The following is a 17,253-nucleotide window of genomic DNA, read 5'->3' as shown; positions in this document are numbered from 1 at the left end:
CACCGGGTGCGCGTTGCTGTTCAGCTGGCGGTACTTCGAGACGGCCGAGGCGCACCTCCCCGTGCTGGTGCTGCTGTTCCTGACCGGGATGACCGGGTTCGTCCTGGTCGGCGACCTGTTCACGATGTTCGTCTTCTTCGAACTGATGGGCGCGGTCGCCTGCGCGCTCGCCGGCTACAAGATCGAGGAGCCGGACTCGGTCCAGGGCGCGTTCACCTTCGGTGTCACCAACTCCCTCGGGGCCTACTTCACGCTGACCGGGATCGCCGTGCTGTACGCCCGCACCGGGCAGCTCGGCCTGGCGCAGATCGGGGCAGAGATCGCCGGCCACCCGGCGGACGTGCTCGTGCGCGTGGGCTTCGCGCTGGTGTGCACCGGCTGGCTCGTCAAGGCCGCGGCCGTGCCGTTCCACTTCTGGCTGGCCGACGCGCACGCGGTCGCGCCGTCGCCGGTGTGCGTGCTGTTCTCCGGAGTGATGGCCCCGCTCGGGGTCTACGGGATCGCGCGGGTCTACTGGGTGAGTTTCGCCGGCGTGCTGCCGTCCGCGGCCGTGCGGGTGGGGCTCATCCTGCTGGGGGTGCTCACCGCGGCGGTCGGGTCGGTGATGGCGCTGTCGCAGCGGCACCTCAAGCGGATGCTCGCCTACTCCACGATCGCGCACGGTGGGCTCTTCCTGATCGCGCTCGCCGCCCTGTCCGCGGACGGGATCGCCGGCGCGGCGGCCTACGTGCTGGGCCACGCCGGCACCAAGGGCGCGCTGTTCCTGCTCGCCGGGATGCTGCTGGCCCTCGCCGGCACCGTCGACGAGCACGACCTGTACGGGCGGGCCCGCGGGCACCACGTGCTGGCCGCGTTGTGGCTGCTCGCCGCGCTGGCGCTGGCCGGGCTGCCGCCGTTCGGCGTCGGGCTGGGCAAGGCGGTCGCCGAGGAGGCCACCGGCAGCCCGATCCTGACGGCGGTGTTCGTGGCCACCTCGGCGGCCACGGGTGGCGCGGTTCTGCGCGCGGGCCTGCGGATCTTCTACGGGCTCGGCCGCCGGCCCGGCGACGACACGTCCGACGTGATCAGCGGCTCCCACGAGCAGCTCGAGGTGGACCGGCCGCTGCCCGCCACGCCGCCCACGATGGTCACCGCGACCGTGTTGCTGCTGGTCACCGGCCTCGTCGTCGGGCTGGTGCCCGGTGTCGCCGCCGAGCTCGGCCACGCCGCGGCGGTGTTCACCGACTCCGCCGGCTACCAGGCCGCCGTGCTGGGCGGGCCGGTCCCGGACGTCGGCTCGGTCACCACCCACTGGACCCTCGCCGGTGTCCTGCTCGGCCTGCTGTCCACCCTCGCCGCCGTGGCTGTCGGGGTGGCGCCGCTGTACCGGAGGGCGTCCGGCCTGCTGCATCGCCCACTACACCGGCTGCACCAGCTGCATTCCGGACATATCGGGGACTACGCCGCCGCACTGGTCCTCGGCGTCGCGGTGTTCACCGCGACGCTGGTCATCACCGGCTAGCTGGACCGTTCAGGCAGCGTCGATTACGCTGAACGGCGTAATTGGCACATTCCTGCGCACGTCACCCGTTGCGCAGCCGAGCACAACACGATCCACCTGAGTTGTTGCCGAGATCTGCGCCGACGCTCCCCCGTCGGCGGCGCGCCTCAAGCCGCGGGGCGCGGGCAAGCTCCAGCAGCGTGGGCTGCGATAGATCTCGGGTCTGACCCCTGACGCGAACCGCGGGGAGGTCGCGTGCCAGATCCGACAGCATCGACGCCGATCTTCGACGAGTTGCGCCGCGAACTTGGCGGCGACGCGACCGACACCGGCCGTGACGCTCCCGGGCCGAACACGGAGGCGGACCGGCAGGTCGCCGCCAACCCGAACGGAGACCCGAACGGAGACAGCCGTCGGCGCGAGACGACGCCGGGCTAGACAGGCACCTGCGTCGAGCACAACCTGAGGGCGGCCACGGCCGCCGGACGAACACGGAGCCACGAGTACCGGGGCCGGCTCCGGAGAGCGGTTTGTCCTCATTGGACCACCGTCGGCCGATCGCGACCGACGTCGATTTCGCATGCCTTTGAAATCTACTTTCCTGGAGGGTCGGTTATTCGTCCAAAATAGACAGGCGATCTTCTGATCAATATCAACAATGACACGCAGTGCGCGACTTGTTACGAATTCCTCGCTTGGTGATGGAGTTTGTGGGACGAATTTCCTTGGACGGATCCGTTTCGTGTTTTCGCACTACGGGTACGACTGGCGGGCGCAAATGAGTCGCCGGCTAGGCGACTCGCATGTGAATCTGTCCAAGGAGGACAAACATGAAGCCTGGAGCACGCGTCGCAGTCGGCGTGGTGATCGGGTATTTCCTCGGTCGCACCCGCAAGATGCGGCTGGCATTGACATTGGCAGCGGCCGGGGCGACGGGTGCCGCCGGATCGCCGCGGGCTCTGCTGCAGCGCGGGCTGAAGCAGCTCGGTTCGTCGGCGCAACTGGGTGAGCTCACCAGCGTCGCCCGGGGCCAGCTCGTCGGCGCCGCGAAGACCGCGGCGATGACCGCGGCCAGTAGCCGCATCGACGCGCTCAACGAGCGGCTGCAGAGCAACCCGGTCGGGAAGAAGTCGCGCAAGGACGACGAGGCCGAGGACGAGGCGCCCGCCGACGAGGAGACGCGGCAGGACGACGAGCACGCCGAGGACGAACCCCGCGACGCCGAGCAGGAGACCGAGGAGGAGCCCGAGCGTCCGCGCCGGCGCGCCCCGAGGAGAACGCCCAGCCGGCGCAGCGCGCGCGCGGAGAGCGATGACGGCGACGAGCCCCCGCGGCGCGCCGCGCGCAGCCGTACCAGCCGCGCGCCTGTCCGCCGGGCCGGGAGGTGAGCGCGGTGGTAACCGAGAAACTCAGCAAGGCGAAAGGCGCCGTACCGGGCGCCGGCGAGCAGTCGCCGTTGGGCGACTCGCTGCGCAGGCTGACGGAGACGGTCACCTCGCGGGCGGCGACCTCGCTGACCAACAAGGTCACCAAGGCCACCGGCCGGCTCACCGACTACAGCTCCGGCAACGGTGACGGTGGACTGCTGGGTGCGGTCACCGGCGCGCAGAAGGGAGCGGGTCGCGGTGCGGCCCTCGGTGCGGTGAAGGGCGCCTTCTCGAAAGTCGCGCAGAACGTCAAGGAGAAGCTGGGCAACGCGCTGGGTGGGGGCGGCCGCGGTGGCGGCGGCAAAGGCGGCAAGCTGAAGGTGACCAACATCGTCGAGGAGATCGACGTGGGTGTGCCTGTGGATCTCGCCTACGACCAGTGGACCCGGTTCACCGACTTCCCCGGCTTCATGAAGAAGGTCGAGAACGTCGAACAGATCAGCGAGGAGAAGGTGGCCTGGAAGGCGCAGGTCTTCTGGTCGCACCGCACCTGGGAGTCCACGATTCTCGAGCAGGTACCCAGCGAGCGGATCGTGTGGCGCTCCAAGGGCGCCAAGGGCCACGTCGACGGCGCCGTCACCTTCCACGAGCTGACGCCCGACCTGACACGGATCCTGGTCGTCCTCGAGTACCACCCGCAGGGCCTGTTCGAGCGGACCGGAAACCTGTGGCGTGCGCAAGGCCGCCGGGCCCGGCTGGAGCTCAAGCACTTCCGCCGGCACGTGATGACCCACGGCCTGCTGCATCAGGACGAGATCGAGGGCTGGCGCGGAGAGATCCACGACGGCGAGGTCGTCGAGCCGGAGCAGGACGAGGCCGAGGACCGGGACGAGGACCGGGACGACGCCGAGGACCGGGACGGTCAGGAACCCGTCGACGAGGAGCAGGACGAGGAGCAGGACGAGGAGCCTGCCGACGACGAAGAGGTCGACGAGGAACCGGCCGACGACGAGGCCGACGACGAGGCCGACGACGAGGCCGACGAAGAGGTCGACGAGGAACCGGACCGCGAGGAGCAACCCGCCCGAGGCCGCCGCCGCAGGGCTACCGCAGGCAGAAAGTGAGGATCGAAACCCATGACAACAGCCGTGCAGCCAGCCGGTGGAGGCGGCGGTGGTAGTTGGAACCGCCCCTCCTCCTCCGGCCTCGCCGATGTGATCGACACGATCCTGGACAAAGGCCTCGTCATCGACGCCTACGTGCGGGTGTCACTGGTCGGCATCGAGTTGCTGACGATCGACGCGCGCATCGTCGTGGCCAGTGTGGACACCTACCTGCGTTTCGCCGAGGCCGTCAACCGGCTGGACATTTCCGGCGTGGACCAGAAGGGATTGCCCGACCTGGTCGAGGGCGCGGTGTCGGGCGGTTCCAAGGCGAAGACGAAGGGTGCGCTCGAAGCGGCCGGCGACAAGCTGCGCGACTTCCTCGGCGAGGAACAACCAACCGAGCGGGCAGGACGCCGCCGGAAGGAGGACTGAGATGACTGAATCCGACCGTGCGATCTACGTGTACGGAATCGTGCCCGCCGACGTGGAGACCGAGCCGGACGCACGCGGCGTCGGCGACCCGCCGGGCGAGGTGACCACCGTCAAGCACGGTGACATCGCCGCGCTCGTCAGCGCGGTGCCGACGAACATCGCACTCGGCCGCCCCGAGGAGCTCGCCGCACACGCCGCCCTGCTCGACGGCGCCGCCGCCGCGGCCCCGGTCCTGCCCATGAAGTTCGGTGCCGTGCTCGACACCGAGGACCACGTGGTCGACGAACTGCTCGCGGCCCACCACGACGAGTTCGCCGCGGCACTGGACGAGCTGGAAGGAAAGGCGGAGTACGTCATCAAGGGCCGGTACCAGGAGGACGCGATCCTCAACGAGGTCCTGGCCGAGAACCAGGAGTTCCGCAGCCTGCGCGAGGCGATCCGCGACAAGCCGGCGGATGCCACCCGCAACGAGCGGATCTCGCTCGGTGAGGGAATCAACAACGCGATCGCGGCCAAGCGGGAGGCCGACACCCGGGTGGTCCTGGCCGCGCTGACCGACCTGGGACTCACCGTCGCCGAGCGGGAGGCCACACACGAGCGGGACGCGGTGCACGTGGTGTGCCTCGCGGAGACCGCGAAGCAGTCCGAACTCGAGGACGTACTCGGCCGGCTGGCCGACGAATGGGACGAGCGGGTCGATCTCCGGCTGCTCGGTCCGCTCGCCGCGTACGACTTCGTCGTCAGCAGAACCCCGGAGTAACCAGATGGGACTTTTTTCGTTTGTCAGTGCACCGGTCCGTGGAGTCATGCGGCTCGGCGAACTGATCCAGCGGCAGGCCGAGCAGGATATGCACGACCCGGCCGCCATCCGGCGTGAGCTGGAGGAGATCGACGACCGGCGGGCGAGCGGAGAGCTCTCCGCTCGCGAGGAGGCCGAGGCACAGCAACAGGTGCTGGACCGCATGGCCGCTCGGCCGCAGACGCCAGAGACGAAGGAGAGGTGATTGCCACGTGGCCACCACGAACTCCGCCAACAGGAACAGCGGCAAGTCCGCGAGATCGTCCGCACCGGGCATCGCGGCCAAGGCGCAGGAACACATCGGCGCGCTCACCGCGAAGGACATCGAGGGTGTGACGTCGGTCGAGCCGATCGAGACCGGCTGGCTCGTCGAGGTCGAGGTGGTCGAGGACCGGCGGGTTCCGTCCGCATCGGACATCCTCGCGGTGTACGAGGCCGAGCTCGACGAAAACGGCGACCTGCAGGCCTACCGTCGGACCAAGCGTTACTCGCGCGGCCGGGGTCAGTTGGGAACGGACTGAGATGGCGACGACTGCACAGCCCTTGTCCGTGCCCCAGAGCACCACTCCGAGCACCGCACCAAGCCGTGAACCCAGCAACCTCGGCGACATCCTCGAGCGCGTGCTGGACAAGGGCCTGGTCATCGCCGGTGACATCCGGGTGAACCTGCTCGACATCGAGCTGCTGACGATCAAGCTCCGGCTCGTGGTCGCCTCGTTGGAGACCGCGAAGGAGGTCGGCATCGACTGGTGGGAGCACGATCCCTGGCTGGCCGGCGGTGATCGCCGGCTGGAGCTGGAGAACGAGCAGCTGCGCAACCGAGTCGCCGAGCTCGAGGCGGGACACGACGACGTCCCCGAACTCGAGGAGACCGCCGAACAGGCGCCCAAGCCGCGACGCAAGAGCTCGTGACCGAACAGGGCAGTTGGGTGTACGCGGTCGCCGGGGAGCTCGAGCCGGGCCTGCCCGGCGACCTCACGGGAGTCGCCGGTGAGCAACTGCGCCTGATCCGCGAGGGCGCGCTGACCGCGGTGGCCGGCACGGTGCCGCTGGACACGTTCGGCGAGGAGGCGCTGCGGCGCAACCTCGAGGACCTCGACTGGCTCGCCGGGGTGGCCCGGGTCCACGACGCGATCGTGGCGGCCGTGGCGCGAGCCGGTCCCACGGTGCCGTTCCGGCTCGCCACGGTCTACTTCGACGACGACCGGGTCCGGTTGCTGCTCCGGGAGCAGGCGGACGGGTTCCGCGACGCGCTCGCCCGGGTCACCGGCCGGTCGGAGTGGGGGGTCAAGGCATTGCTGGACGTCGGCCGGCTGCGGGCGGCGGCCGGCGCCGCCCCCGCGGCCGGCGGCGCGGGCGCGGCGTACCTGCGCCGCAAGCGCGAGGAGCACGTGGCCCGCGAGCGGGTGGAGGAGCTCGCCGCGACACAGGCCGACGAGATCCACCACGCGCTCGCGGGGCTCGCCGTCGCCGCCCACCGCCACCGGCCGCACTCCCCGGCCCTGGCCGACCGGAGCCGGCCCATGATCCTCAACGGGGCCTACCTCGTCGACGACGGCGCCGCCGAGGACTTCGCCCGCGCGGTGCGTGGCGAGGACGAACGCCATCCGGACGTCGCGCTCGAGCTCACCGGGCCGTGGCCCGCCTACTCATTCGTCTCGATCGGACAAACGCCATGACCGAACCGGTACCCACCTTCGAACGCCGTGTCGCGCTGGTGGACCTGCTGGACCGCGTGCTCGCCGGCGGCGTGGTGATCAGCGGTGACATCCGGTTGTCCATCGCCGACGTGGACCTCGTGCACATCTCCCTGCGCGCGTTCCTGACGTCGATCACCGTATTGGAGCCGCCACGATGACAGACCAACCGGGTCTGCACATCAACGCCGATCCCGAAACGGCCCAGCAGAGCCTCGCCGGGCTGGTCCTCACTGTCGTGGAGCTGCTGCGACAGCTGATGGAGCGGCAGGCGATCCGCCGGGTCGAGCACGGCGACCTCGACGACGAGCAGATCGAGAAGCTGGGTCTGACCCTGATGCGGTTGGAGCAGGGCATGGACGAGCTGTGCACGCACTTCGACCTGGAGCGCGAGGACCTCAACCTCGACCTCGGCCCGCTCGGCACCCTGCTCCCGCGCGACTAGCGAGGGAGCCGTCATGCCGGCCCGGCCGCCCAGTGCCATCTCGGCGCTGACCGCGGGCGGCTTCGCCGTGCTGCTCGTGCTGACCGTCGTCTCCGTCGTGCTGGGCTGGGCGCCCGCGTACGTCCTCATCGCCTCGGCCGCCTTCGCGGTGGGGATCGTGTTCAACCTCTGGGCGGCACGTGGTTCACGTCGGTGAAGCCCGCCGCGCCCCGGTGGTGCACAATCGGCGGGCGATGACCTCACCCCGGCTGGACGGCCTCTCAGACCTCGTCGAAGTAGGACGAGGGGCCTACGGGTTGACGTACCGGGCGCGCCACCAGGCACTCCGCCGCAACGTCGCGGTCAAGGTGCTCAACCCGGCGCAGCCGGACACGCCACAAGAACAGCTCGAACGCGAGTGCCGCCTCATCGCCAAGCTGGCCCGGCACCCGAACATCGTGCGGATCTACACGGTCGGCACGACGAGCGACGGACATCTGTACCTGGTCATGCCGTTTTTCAGACGCGGCTCGCTCGCGGAGCGGACATGGCGGCGCGGCCCCATGTCCTGGCAGGCGGCGGTCCGCGTGGGGGTGCAGCTGGCCGGCGGGTTGCAGACCGCGCACGACGCGCGCGTCCTGCACCGGGACGTCAAGCCGGGGAACGTGCTGGTCAGCTCGCGCGGCGCACCGCAGCTGACGGACTTCGGCCAGGCCGGCCAGGTGAGCACGCTGCAGAGCGGCGCCGGTCCGACGGTGGCCAGCCCCGCGTACGCGGCGCCCGAGGTGCTGCGCGGCACGCCGCCGAGCATGTCGGCGGACGTCTACTCGCTCGCCGCCACCCTGGTCGCTCTCATCCACGGCCGCGCGCCGCACTCGCGCCATGTCGGCGAGAACATCGTCGCCGTGATGAACCGGGTGCTCAACGACGCGCCGGTGGACCTTCGCCAGACTGGCGTGCCGGACGAGGTCTGCGAGGTCCTCGAGTGGGCCCTGGAGAAGGAACCCCGGCGGCGGCCACCGACCGCGGCCGTGTTCGGCAAGGCCCTGCAGGGCGCCCAGCGACGCCTCCGCATCCCGGCGACCGAGCTGCCGGTCGAAACGGAGGCGAACGGCTGAGCGCCCGCGGCTCAGTCGCGTGCCGCCGCGTCGATGACGTCGTCGAGGACATCGCGGGAGTTGGTCAGCTCCGTGATCATCCGGTCGATCCGCTGCCGCTCGGCGGCGAGGTCGGCGACCAGTTGCGGGGTGGCGATCTCCGACGGACCGCCGTCGGCGTCGCGCATGCACGGCAGCAGCCGGGCGATCTTCTTGCTGTGCAGCCCGGCGGCGAAGAGCTCCTGTATGCGGATGACCCGGTCGACCGCGCGCTCGGGATAGTCGCGGTGCCCACCCGGCGTGCGGTCGGGCGTGAGCAGGCCCTGCTGCTCGTAGTACCGCAGCGACCGTTCGCTCACCCCGGTTCGCCGCGCGAGCTCGCCGATGCGCATCACACCTCCGCGCCGTGAAAGGACTTGAACCTGACAGTGATGTTAGCTTCTACCGTCGTGGCATGAGCGACACTCTCTTCGACTACAGCCCCATCACGGAACGGCCGCCGATCTCCTGGCCCGGCGGCGCCAAAGTCGCCGTCTACATCGGACTCAACGTCGAACACTTCCTCCCCGGCAGGCCGTCCACCAGCATCTGGCCCGGCACCGCCGACCTCGTCCCGGACCCGCTCAACCACGGCTGGCGCGACTACGGCGTCCGGGTCGGCATCTGGCGCACCATGGACATCCTGGACCGGCACGGCGTCCGGGCCAGCGTGCTGCTGAACTCCGACGTCGCCGACCACTACCCGCAGATCATCAAGGCCGGTCTGGACCGCGACTGGGCCTGGCTCGCGCACGGCAGGACGAACTCGATCCTGCACACGGCGATGTCCGTCGACGACGAGCGCCGGTTCCTCACCGGCGTCGTGGACACGATCACCGGCGCCACCGGCCGGCGACCCCGCGGCTGGCTCGGCCCCGGCCTGACCGAGACGTCCGACACGCCCGCCCTGCTCGCCGAGCTCGGCCTGACGTACCTGCTGGACTGGACGAACGACGACCAGCCCTACCGGCTGAACGTGCCGGGCATGATCAGCGTCCCGTACTCGGTCGAGCTCAACGACCTCGGCCTGTTCGGCAAGGGCACCACCGGGCCGGAGTTCGTGCGGGTCGTGCGGGACCAGTACGAGCAGCTACGCGCCGACTCCGAACACGGCGGCCGGGTTCTCGCCCTTGCCCTGCACCCGTTCGTGATCGGCCAGCCGTTCCGGGCCAGGTACCTCGACGAGGCGCTGCGGTTCCTGGCCGCCCAGCCGGACGCGTGGCTCACCACCAGCGACGACATCGCCGCGCACTACGTGAGCTAGCCGGCGCCCGCGCAGGACACGACATGTGCCGGGGGCGTCGTGTTGTCGAGGGTCCTGACGAACGCGCCGCCGCCGGCCTGGTCCTTCTTGGCGCAGGCTTCGGTCTGGCTGGTGTACGGGCCGTAGTAGGCGGCATAGATCTCGGTGCCATCGTCGTAGACCTTGCGCAGCGAGCCGCAGCCGGTACTGACCGCGTGCAGGTACTTCGCCCCGGGGTTTTCGTCCAGGAACCGCTGGACGTCCTCGGGGTAGCGGTCCTTGTCGACCGCCGAGCCGACGATCACGATGTACCGGCCGTCGCACGCGGGTGCGCTGATCGGCGTGCTGAGGTTCAGGTCCGCGGGCGGGGCGTCCGGCGGGGTGTCCGGCCGGGTGGTGGACGTCGGCGCACCCGTGCCCGGCTGGCCCGGGAACACGTCGTCCTTGAACAGCAGGAAGCCGGCCAGCCCGAGCAGCACCACGAGCCCGGCCGCGGCGAGCCACCAGCGGCCGGCGCCGCGCTGCTTCGGCCGTGCCGGCTGCGATGACGGCTGCGGTGCCGGCGGTGACTGCGGCGGTGACTGCGGCGGTGGCTGTGACGGTGGCTGTGACGGCGGGTGGATCAGTGGCGGCGGTGCGGGCATCCGGCGCGTCTGAGACCTGCCGAAGGCTTCCTTGGCGGCCCGCGCCAGCTCCCCCGCGCTCGCGAAGCGCCGCGCGGGGTCCTTGGCCATGCCGGTCGTCACGACGTGATCGAACCTGGCGAGCGCGGGGTCGACGTCGCCGGGCCGCGGCGGTTCGTTGTTGACGTGCGCGTACATCACCGCGAGCGGGTTCTCCGGCTGGAACGGCTTGCCGCCGGTCAGGCACTGGAACAGGACACAGGCGAGCGAGTACACGTCCACCCGGTGGTCGACGGGCCCCGGGCCGAACCGTTCGGGCGCCATGTAGTGCAGGGTGCCGACGACGTCGCCGGTCGAGGTCAGGTCGGCGTGCGGGCTGATCGTGCGCGCGATCCCGAAGTCGACGAGGTAGGCGAAGCCGCGCGGGCTGATGAGCACGTTCGACGGCTTGACGTCGCGGTGCACGAGCTCTTCGGCGTGCGCGGCGTCGAGGGCGCTCGCGATCTGCCCGACCACGTCGACGGCGTCGGCCGCGGACAGCCGGCCCCGCTCGCGGAGGACGGCGTCCAGGTCGCGGCCGTCGACCAGGCGCATGTCGAGGTAGAGCCGGCCGTCGATCTCGCCGTAGGCATGGATGGGGACGACGTGCGGCTCCCGGAGCCGCGCCGCGGCCCTGGCCTCCCGCTTGAACCGCTCGCGGAAGTCGTGATCGCCGGCCAGGTCCTGGTTGAGCAGCTTCACGGCCACGACCCGGTCGTGCCGGACGTCGTGCGCGCGGTGCACCTCGCCCATGCCACCCCGCGCGATCAGCTGCTCCATCCGATACGGACCGAATGACCACACCACGCGTTCCGCTCCCCGTGCTCGGACACCTGAGCTGCGGATTCTAGCCAGCCGGCCGCCACCACACGCCCGAAGTGAAGGAATTGCCAACGGCACTCCACAATGGACAAATGCTGTCTCTCGAACGTCTGGTAACACTTGGCTTTGTACGTCGACATACGGACGGGCGTGGCGTGCGCCCGGCTCGGGCGAATGCGGGTGTCGGAATGCAGCGGAAGCCACCGGACGAGGCGATGAGCGAGGCCGACACGGAGTTGGTCCTCGCTATGGTCGACGAGGCCGGGCAGGCCGTCGCCCCGGACGAGCACCGCGACCTGTTCGCCGACTACGCGCAGCTGCTCCGGTCCACCCGGGTACTCCCGGCCGCGCGCGTGAACGCCACCGACGACGCGAGCCTCCCCGAGGGAACGCTCGTGTTCGGCGTCGGCCTGACCCTGCTGGGGCAGCTCGCCGCCCGCCTGCTGGCGATCGCGAACGCCAGGGCGTCCGAGGAACACCTGCCCGACGCCGCGACGTTCGTCTCCGCGCTGCTCCGGCGCCGCGACCACGAAGGCGTCGAGGCACTCGCCGAACAGACGCTGGCCGCGACGGACACCCCGCGGGCCGCCGACTGGGCCGTCCTCATGCACGTGCTGCTGATCCAGATCAACGTCCTGGGCGCGACGCAGGCGGCGGGCTCGGACGAGGAGTAGCAGGGTCAGTCGCAGGGCATCGTCGGGAACCAGCCGACGCCGAAGCTCGCCGGTACGCGGTGCGTGCTGTTGCGCCCGGCGGCTCGGACCACCGGACCACGAGCGCGCGTGGGTTACGGTCGAAGGCGTGTCCGCCGCCACCGCCTGGCCGCCGGCGCCGGTCCCGGCCGGTGAGCTCGAGCGTGCCCTGCGCCCGTTCGGCGAGTCGACCATGCTGCCGGCGCGGGCCTACACCTCCCCGGACGTGCTGGTTTGGGAGACGCGGCATGTCTTCGCCGGTACGTGGAGCTGCCTCGGGCGGCTCGACGAGCTGTTCGACGGCGGCGCCACCCAGCGGGGCGCGCTCGCCGGGGACATCCCGGTCCTGCTGACCCGGACGGGCTCGACGGTCACGGCGCTGGCCAACACCTGCCGGCACCGGGGCCACGAGCTGCTAGCCGAGGGCGACGCGTCGACGCGGCCCGTCGTCGTGTGCCCTTACCACGCGTGGACCTACGGGCTGGACGGCGCGCTGCGCACCGCGCCGCGCTACCCCGGCCTGCCGAAGGGCGACCACGCCCTCGTGCCGCTGCCCGTCGAGGTCTGGCACGGCTGGGTGTTCGTCAACGGCACCGGCGACGCCGCGCCGTTCGCGCGGCACCTCGGCGCGCTGCCCGGGCTGGTCGCCCCGTACGCGCCGCAGGACCTGCGGACGGCCGCCCGCCACGACTACGTCGTGCACGCCAACTGGAAGGTGATCGTCGAGAACTACCACGAGTGCTACCACTGCCCGCACATCCATCCCGAGCTGTGCGCGGTGTCCCCGCCGAACAGCGGCGACAACTACGACCTGCCCGGCGCGTGGGTCGGTGGCGCCATGGACCTGCGTGACGGAGCCGAGACCATGTCGCTCGACGGTCGCTCGAACGGCTCCTTCCTGCCCGATGTGGACAGACGGCGGGTGCTGTACCTCGCGCTGTTTCCCGACCTGCTCCTGTCCCTGCACCCGGACTACGTGATGACGCACCGGTTGCGCCCGGTCGCCCCCGGCGCCACGCAGGTCGAATGCACCTGGCTCGCACCACAAGGTGCGAGCGTCGCGCATGCCGAGGCGTTCTGGGACCGCACCAACCGGCAGGACTGGGCCGCGTGCGAGTCCGTGCAGCGCGGGCTCGCGTCCCCCCACTTCCGGCCGGGCCCGTTCGCGCCCAACGAGGACGCCGTCCACCGCTGGGTGACGATGATCGGCGAGGCGTATCGGGGCAGGCCACCCTGGGGATGACGGCTCGATGATCGACATGTGCGTGGCCGGGATGTTTGACTAGAGCCATGACTCACGTCGGGGACGCGGGCGCGGAGACATGAGCTTCGGCGAGTATCTCTCCCGCCGCTGGGAGGACATCACGCTGCTCGCGATCGGCCACCTGCAGGTCGTGCTGATCGCGGTCGGCATCGCGGCGGTGCTCGCCATCCCGCTCGGCGCGCTGGTCGCCGGCCGGACGGCGGCGAGCCGGCCGGTGCTCGCGCTCACCGGCACCATGCTCACCATCCCGTCATTCGCGCTGTTCGGGCTGCTCATCCCGCTCTTCGGGCTCGGCGCCGCACCGGCGATCACCGCGCTCGTGCTGTACGCGCTCTTCCCGATCGTGCGCAACACGGTCACCGGCCTGGAGTCGGTGCCACCGGAGGTCCTGGACGCCGCTCAGGGCATGGGGCTGTCCCCGCTGCGCCGGCTGGTTATGGTCCGCCTGCCGCTGGCCTGGCCGGTCATCCTCACCGGTGTCCGGCTGGCCACGCTCATGTGCGTCGGCATCGCCGCGATCGCCGCCGCGGTGGCCGGCCCGGGGCTCGGCCAGCTGATCTTCGACGGCCTGGCCAGGATCGGCGGCGCCAACGCGCTCAACGACACCCTGGCCGGCGTGCTCGGGGTGGCGGTGCTCGCACTGGTACTCGATCTGCTGTTCCTTCTGCTCGCGCGGTTGACGACGTCACGGGGGTTGCGATGAACGACCCGATGATCCAGCTGGACCGGGTGAGCAAGCATTATCCCGGCGCGAACACCTACGCGGTCGAGGACCTGTCGCTGGAGATCGCGGCCGGCGAGACGGTGATCCTGGTCGGTCCGTCCGGCTGCGGCAAGACCACGACCATGCGGCTGATCAACCGGCTGATCGAGCCGACCGCCGGCCAGATCTTCGTCGACGGCAAGGACGTCAGCACGGTCGACGCCGACGAGCTGCGCCGCCACATCGGCTACGTGATCCAGCAGATCGGCCTGTTCCCGCACCTGACGGTGGCGGCGAACATCGGCATGGTGCCGCGCGCGCTGGGATGGTCCAAGCAGAAGATCGCCGCGCGCGTGGACGAGCTGCTCACGCTGGTCGGCCTGGACCCCGCCACGTTCCGGCGGCGCTACCCGAAGCAGCTTTCCGGCGGCCAGCAGCAGCGCGTCGGCGTGGCCCGCGCGCTCGCCGCGGATCCGCCGGTGCTGCTCATGGACGAGCCGTTCGGCGCCATCGACCCGATCACCCGCGAGCGGCTGCACGACGAGTTCGTCGCACTGCAGGCGAACATCCGCAAGACCGTCGTGATCGTCACGCACGACATCACCGAGGCGATCAAGCTCGGCGACCGGATCGCGATCTTCGCCGAGGGTGGCCGGGTGGCGCAGTTCGACACCCCGGCGCGGATCCTCGCCGAGCCGGCCGACGAGTTCGTGGCCTCGTTCGTCGGCGACGACGCGGCCGTGCGCGGCCTGACCCTGCGCCGGGTCGACGAGCTGCCGCTGGCGCCGGACTCCGGCACACCGGGCCGCGCGACGGTGCGCGCCGACCAGAGTCTGCACGAGGCGCTGAACGCGATGCTGCACGCGCGTGCCGAGGTCGCGGCGGTGCGGGACGACGGCCGGGTGGTGGGCGAGCTGAGCTGGTCCACCGTGGTGCGCACGCCGCCGGAGGACGAGCCGTGACCGCCACGACCGAGCTCCCGGCCAGGCGGACGACGACGCTCGGGGTACTGATCACGCCGGTGGTGCTCGCCGCCGCGCTGGCCGCGCTGTTCTGGTACCTCGAGCAACAGCAGCTCGACGACATCGAGCTGCGCTCGATCAACCGGACCACGATCCTCACGCACCTGCGCGAACACGTCGCGCTGGTGGCCGTGTCGAGCGTGCTGGTCATCGTGATCGCCGTACCGCTCGGCGTGCTGCTCACGAGGCCCGGCCTGCGGTTCGTCACCGCGCCGCTGCTCGGGGTCGCCAACATCGGGCAGGCCATCCCGTCGATCGGCGTCCTGGTGCTGCTCGCGGTCACCGTGGGCATCGGCTTCGACATGGCGGTGCTCGCCCTGGTGCTCGTCGCCGTGCTGCCGGTGCTGCGCAACACGATGGTGGGTCTGTCCACTGTGGACAGCGCGCTGATCGACGCGGCTCGCGGGATGGGCCTGAGCCGTACCACGGTGCTGTTCCGGGTGGAGCTGCCGCTCGCGGTCCCGATCATTCTGGCGGGCATCCGGATCGCCCTGATCCTCAACGTGAGCAGCGCGACGCTGGCGACGTTCACCAACGCCGGCGGCCTGGGCACCCTGATCGCCACCGGCGTCACGCTGAACCGGTTGCCGATCCTGATCACCGGCAGCGTGCTCACCGCGGTGCTCGCGCTCGCCGTCGACTGGCTCGCCGGCATCGCCGAACGCGTGCTGCGGCCCCGTGGCATCTGACCCGACGGCATTGATCCGCTGACAGGAAGGAACGATCGTGCGTACGTTTCCCCGGCTCCTGACGGTCCTGATGGCGGCGGCGATGTGTGCCACCGGCTGCTCCATCGCCCAGCCGGACTCCGATGTGGCGGCCGGCAGCCTCGCCGACATCGCGTCGCTCAAAGGCAAGTCGTTCACCGTGGGCGGCAAGGAGTTCACCGAGCAGCTGATCCTCTGTCAGATCACCATCCAGGCGCTGCGGTCCGTCGAGGCCGAGGTGACGGAGAACTGCGGGCTGACCGGCAGCGACACGACCCGGGCGGCGCTGACGTCCGGCAGCATCGACATGTACTGGGAGTACACGGGTACCGCGTGGATCAGCTACATGAAGCAGACCGACCCGATTCCCGACGCGAAGCAGCAGTACCAGGCCGTCGCCGACAAGGACCTGAAGAACAACATCGTCTGGCTGGACCCCGCGCCGTACAACAGCACGTACACGATCGTCGCGAAGACCGACGTCGCGGAGCAGCATGACGTCAAGTCCATCTCGGACTACGCGAAGCTCGCGAAGTCCGACCCGGCGACCGCGAAGATGTGTGCCGCCACGGAGTTCCTCGCCCGCAACGACGGCTGGCCCGGGCTGCAGAAGACGTACGGCTTCACGCTGCCCAAGGAGAACCTCGCGACCGTCGCCGAGGGCACGCTGTACGACAACGCCGCGAAGGGCAGCGCGTGCAACTTCGCCGAGGGCGTGACCACGGACGGCCGGATCCAGGCGCTCAAGCTCACGATCCTGGAGGACGACAAGGCGTTCTTCCCCGTCTACAACCCGGCGCCGACCGTCCGCAAGTCCGTCGTCGACGACAACCCGGACCTGGCCAAGATCCTCAAGCCGATCGCCGACGCGCTCGACCTGACGACCATCCAGAAGCTCAGCAGCGAGGTCGACATCAAGGGCGAGCAGCCGGCCGATGTGGCCAAGAAGTGGCTGGAGGACAAGAAGTTCGTCGGCTGAGCGGCCCGGTCAGCCGGTGGCACCGCCGGGACCGCCCGCGCCGGGCTCCGGGGCGAAGTGCTGCACGCCGAAGGCGACGGCGGCGGCGATGTCGTCGTCGCTGGTGCCCCAGGCTTGCTGGATGACGGCGCCCCAGGCGTGGCAGCTGCGCTTGGCGTACTCCCTGACCTCCGGCTCGTCCTCCCAGGTCGCGGGATCGAGCGGCGCGCCGCGCAGGTACCGGTCGAGGCCGAGCAGCGCGAGGTCCCAGCCGCCGCCGATGCCGATCGTGCCGCCGGGGCCGTAGGCGCGCACCATCTCGTCGACGATCCCGGCCGGTGAGGCGTGCTCCAGCTCGAAGACGGTCCGGTCGTCGCCGTCGGCCGCCAGGCGGACCTCGACCTCGGTGCTCATGCCCTCGCCGAGGACCCAGGTCACCTTGAGCAGGTGCGGCTCCTCGCAGCGCAGGATCTCGCCGCCGGCGTTGTCCTTGAGCTGGTAGGTGCCGCCCAGCCGCAGGTCCCCCTCGACGGGGCCCAGCCAGCGGCTGATCCGCTCGGGGTCGGTGCAGGCGCTCCACATGTCCGCGACGGAGGTGTCGTAGACGCGGCGGAGCAGCAGCGATCGCCCTTCTCCGGAGGCGACCGCCCGGTTGCCGATCTCCCGGTGCGTGGCGTTGAGCTGGTCGATGTCGATCACTTGTCCTGGCTCCCCTCACTCGGTCGCGGAGAGAATATCG

The 17,253-nt window shown here is 70.6% G+C and carries 24 protein-coding genes; 21 read left to right on the top strand and 3 right to left on the bottom strand.

Annotated elements, in window-relative coordinates; all coding sequences use genetic code 11:
- From VH969_RS09440 to VH969_RS09375, 14 genes are all read left to right on the top strand, one after another.
- On the top strand, positions 1-1,501 hold a 1,501-nt coding region (locus tag VH969_RS09440; protein WP_331973279.1), incomplete at its 5' end, for a complex I subunit 5 family protein.
- A gap of 234 nt (positions 1,502-1,735) precedes the next feature.
- Positions 1,736-1,918: a hypothetical protein gene (locus VH969_RS09435; RefSeq protein ID WP_331973278.1), complete on the top strand. Its 183-nt coding sequence runs from the start codon at positions 1,736-1,738 to the stop codon at positions 1,916-1,918.
- 392 nt (positions 1,919-2,310) lie between these two features.
- The gene (locus VH969_RS09430; RefSeq protein ID WP_331973277.1) at positions 2,311-2,868 is read left to right on the top strand and encodes a hypothetical protein; all 558 of its coding nucleotides are present in this window, start codon (positions 2,311-2,313) and stop codon (positions 2,866-2,868) included.
- Between the two features lie 5 nt (positions 2,869-2,873).
- Complete coding sequence (locus tag VH969_RS09425; RefSeq protein ID WP_414638453.1) at positions 2,874-3,971, top strand: SRPBCC family protein; 1,098 nt, start codon at positions 2,874-2,876, stop codon at positions 3,969-3,971.
- Positions 3,972-3,983: 12 nt separating this feature from the next.
- Positions 3,984-4,385 carry a gas vesicle protein GvpJ gene (gvpJ, locus tag VH969_RS09420; RefSeq protein WP_331973276.1) on the top strand — a complete coding sequence of 134 codons (402 nt, stop codon included), beginning with the start codon at positions 3,984-3,986 and terminating at the stop codon, positions 4,383-4,385.
- A 1-nt stretch (position 4,386) separates the two neighbouring features.
- A complete protein-coding gene (locus VH969_RS09415) occupies positions 4,387-5,145 on the top strand; it encodes a GvpL/GvpF family gas vesicle protein (protein WP_331973275.1) in 759 nt (252 codons plus the stop codon).
- Positions 5,146-5,149: 4 nt separating this feature from the next.
- Positions 5,150-5,389, top strand: coding sequence for a gas vesicle protein GvpG (locus VH969_RS09410; protein WP_331973274.1), 240 nt, complete (start codon positions 5,150-5,152; stop codon positions 5,387-5,389).
- 7 nt (positions 5,390-5,396) lie between these two features.
- Positions 5,397-5,705, top strand: a complete 309-nt coding sequence (gvpO, locus tag VH969_RS09405; RefSeq protein WP_331973273.1) for a gas vesicle protein GvpO — start codon at positions 5,397-5,399, stop codon at positions 5,703-5,705.
- Between the two features lies 1 nt (position 5,706).
- Entirely contained in the window at positions 5,707-6,096 is a 390-nt protein-coding gene (gene gvpJ / locus VH969_RS09400; RefSeq protein ID WP_331973272.1) for a gas vesicle protein, read from the top strand.
- Complete coding sequence (locus VH969_RS09395) at positions 6,093-6,863, top strand: GvpL/GvpF family gas vesicle protein (RefSeq protein WP_331973271.1); 771 nt, start codon at positions 6,093-6,095, stop codon at positions 6,861-6,863. Before gvpJ (VH969_RS09400) ends, VH969_RS09395 begins: the two co-directional genes overlap by 4 nt.
- Positions 6,860-7,042 carry a gas vesicle protein gene (gene gvpJ / locus VH969_RS09390; RefSeq protein ID WP_331973270.1) on the top strand — a complete coding sequence of 61 codons (183 nt, stop codon included), beginning with the start codon at positions 6,860-6,862 and terminating at the stop codon, positions 7,040-7,042. The genes VH969_RS09395 and gvpJ (VH969_RS09390) overlap by 4 nt, the downstream gene beginning before the upstream one ends.
- On the top strand, positions 7,039-7,326 hold the full coding sequence (gene gvpK, locus VH969_RS09385; RefSeq protein ID WP_331973269.1) for a gas vesicle protein K: 288 nt from the start codon (positions 7,039-7,041) through the stop codon (positions 7,324-7,326). The genes gvpJ (VH969_RS09390) and gvpK overlap by 4 nt, the downstream gene beginning before the upstream one ends.
- 13 nt (positions 7,327-7,339) lie before the next feature.
- Positions 7,340-7,522 (top strand): hypothetical protein, encoded by a 183-nt coding sequence (locus tag VH969_RS09380; RefSeq protein ID WP_331973268.1) that lies wholly within the window; start codon positions 7,340-7,342, stop codon positions 7,520-7,522.
- A 37-nt stretch (positions 7,523-7,559) separates the two neighbouring features.
- A complete protein-coding gene (locus VH969_RS09375) occupies positions 7,560-8,423 on the top strand; it encodes a serine/threonine-protein kinase (RefSeq protein WP_331973267.1) in 864 nt (287 codons plus the stop codon).
- Between the two features lie 11 nt (positions 8,424-8,434).
- Here the strand turns inward: VH969_RS09375 and VH969_RS09370 are convergent, their stop codons facing one another.
- A complete protein-coding gene (locus tag VH969_RS09370) occupies positions 8,435-8,794 on the bottom strand; it encodes a MerR family transcriptional regulator (protein ID WP_414638452.1) in 360 nt (119 codons plus the stop codon).
- Positions 8,795-8,856: 62 nt separating this feature from the next.
- On the opposite strand from VH969_RS09370, the gene VH969_RS09365 reads away from it, so the two are divergent.
- Positions 8,857-9,705, top strand: coding sequence for a polysaccharide deacetylase family protein (locus VH969_RS09365; protein WP_331973266.1), 849 nt, complete (start codon positions 8,857-8,859; stop codon positions 9,703-9,705).
- On the opposite strand, the gene VH969_RS09360 is transcribed toward VH969_RS09365, so the two are convergent.
- On the bottom strand, positions 9,702-11,126 hold the full coding sequence (locus VH969_RS09360; RefSeq protein WP_331973265.1) for a serine/threonine-protein kinase: 1,425 nt from the start codon (positions 11,124-11,126) through the stop codon (positions 9,702-9,704). The genes VH969_RS09365 and VH969_RS09360 overlap by 4 nt on opposite strands.
- A 230-nt stretch (positions 11,127-11,356) precedes the next feature.
- On the opposite strand from VH969_RS09360, the gene VH969_RS09355 reads away from it, so the two are divergent.
- The 6 genes from VH969_RS09355 (at position 11,357) to VH969_RS09330 (ending at position 16,535) form a co-directional block, all read left to right on the top strand.
- Positions 11,357-11,842: a hypothetical protein gene (locus tag VH969_RS09355; RefSeq protein ID WP_331973264.1), complete on the top strand. Its 486-nt coding sequence runs from the start codon at positions 11,357-11,359 to the stop codon at positions 11,840-11,842.
- A gap of 127 nt (positions 11,843-11,969) precedes the next feature.
- Positions 11,970-13,103: an aromatic ring-hydroxylating oxygenase subunit alpha gene (locus tag VH969_RS09350; protein WP_331973263.1), complete on the top strand. Its 1,134-nt coding sequence runs from the start codon at positions 11,970-11,972 to the stop codon at positions 13,101-13,103.
- Between the two features lie 79 nt (positions 13,104-13,182).
- A complete protein-coding gene (locus VH969_RS09345; RefSeq protein WP_331973262.1) occupies positions 13,183-13,827 on the top strand; it encodes an ABC transporter permease in 645 nt (214 codons plus the stop codon).
- Positions 13,824-14,789, top strand: coding sequence for an ABC transporter ATP-binding protein (locus tag VH969_RS09340; protein WP_331973261.1), 966 nt, complete (start codon positions 13,824-13,826; stop codon positions 14,787-14,789). The genes VH969_RS09345 and VH969_RS09340 overlap by 4 nt, the downstream gene beginning before the upstream one ends.
- Positions 14,786-15,538: an ABC transporter permease gene (locus VH969_RS09335; protein ID WP_331973260.1), complete on the top strand. Its 753-nt coding sequence runs from the start codon at positions 14,786-14,788 to the stop codon at positions 15,536-15,538. The genes VH969_RS09340 and VH969_RS09335 overlap by 4 nt, the downstream gene beginning before the upstream one ends.
- 37 nt (positions 15,539-15,575) lie before the next feature.
- Positions 15,576-16,535: a glycine betaine ABC transporter substrate-binding protein gene (locus VH969_RS09330; protein WP_331973259.1), complete on the top strand. Its 960-nt coding sequence runs from the start codon at positions 15,576-15,578 to the stop codon at positions 16,533-16,535.
- Between the two features lie 9 nt (positions 16,536-16,544).
- Here the strand turns inward: VH969_RS09330 and VH969_RS09325 are convergent, their stop codons facing one another.
- Positions 16,545-17,213: an SRPBCC family protein gene (locus tag VH969_RS09325; protein WP_331973258.1), complete on the bottom strand. Its 669-nt coding sequence runs from the start codon at positions 17,211-17,213 to the stop codon at positions 16,545-16,547.
- Positions 17,214-17,253: the final 40 nt, after the last annotated feature.

It is taken from the genome of Actinophytocola sp., assembly GCF_036555685.1.
Classification (GTDB): Bacteria; Actinomycetota; Actinomycetes; order Mycobacteriales; family Pseudonocardiaceae; genus Actinophytocola.
This window is presented reverse-complemented; position numbering and strand designations above follow the sequence as displayed.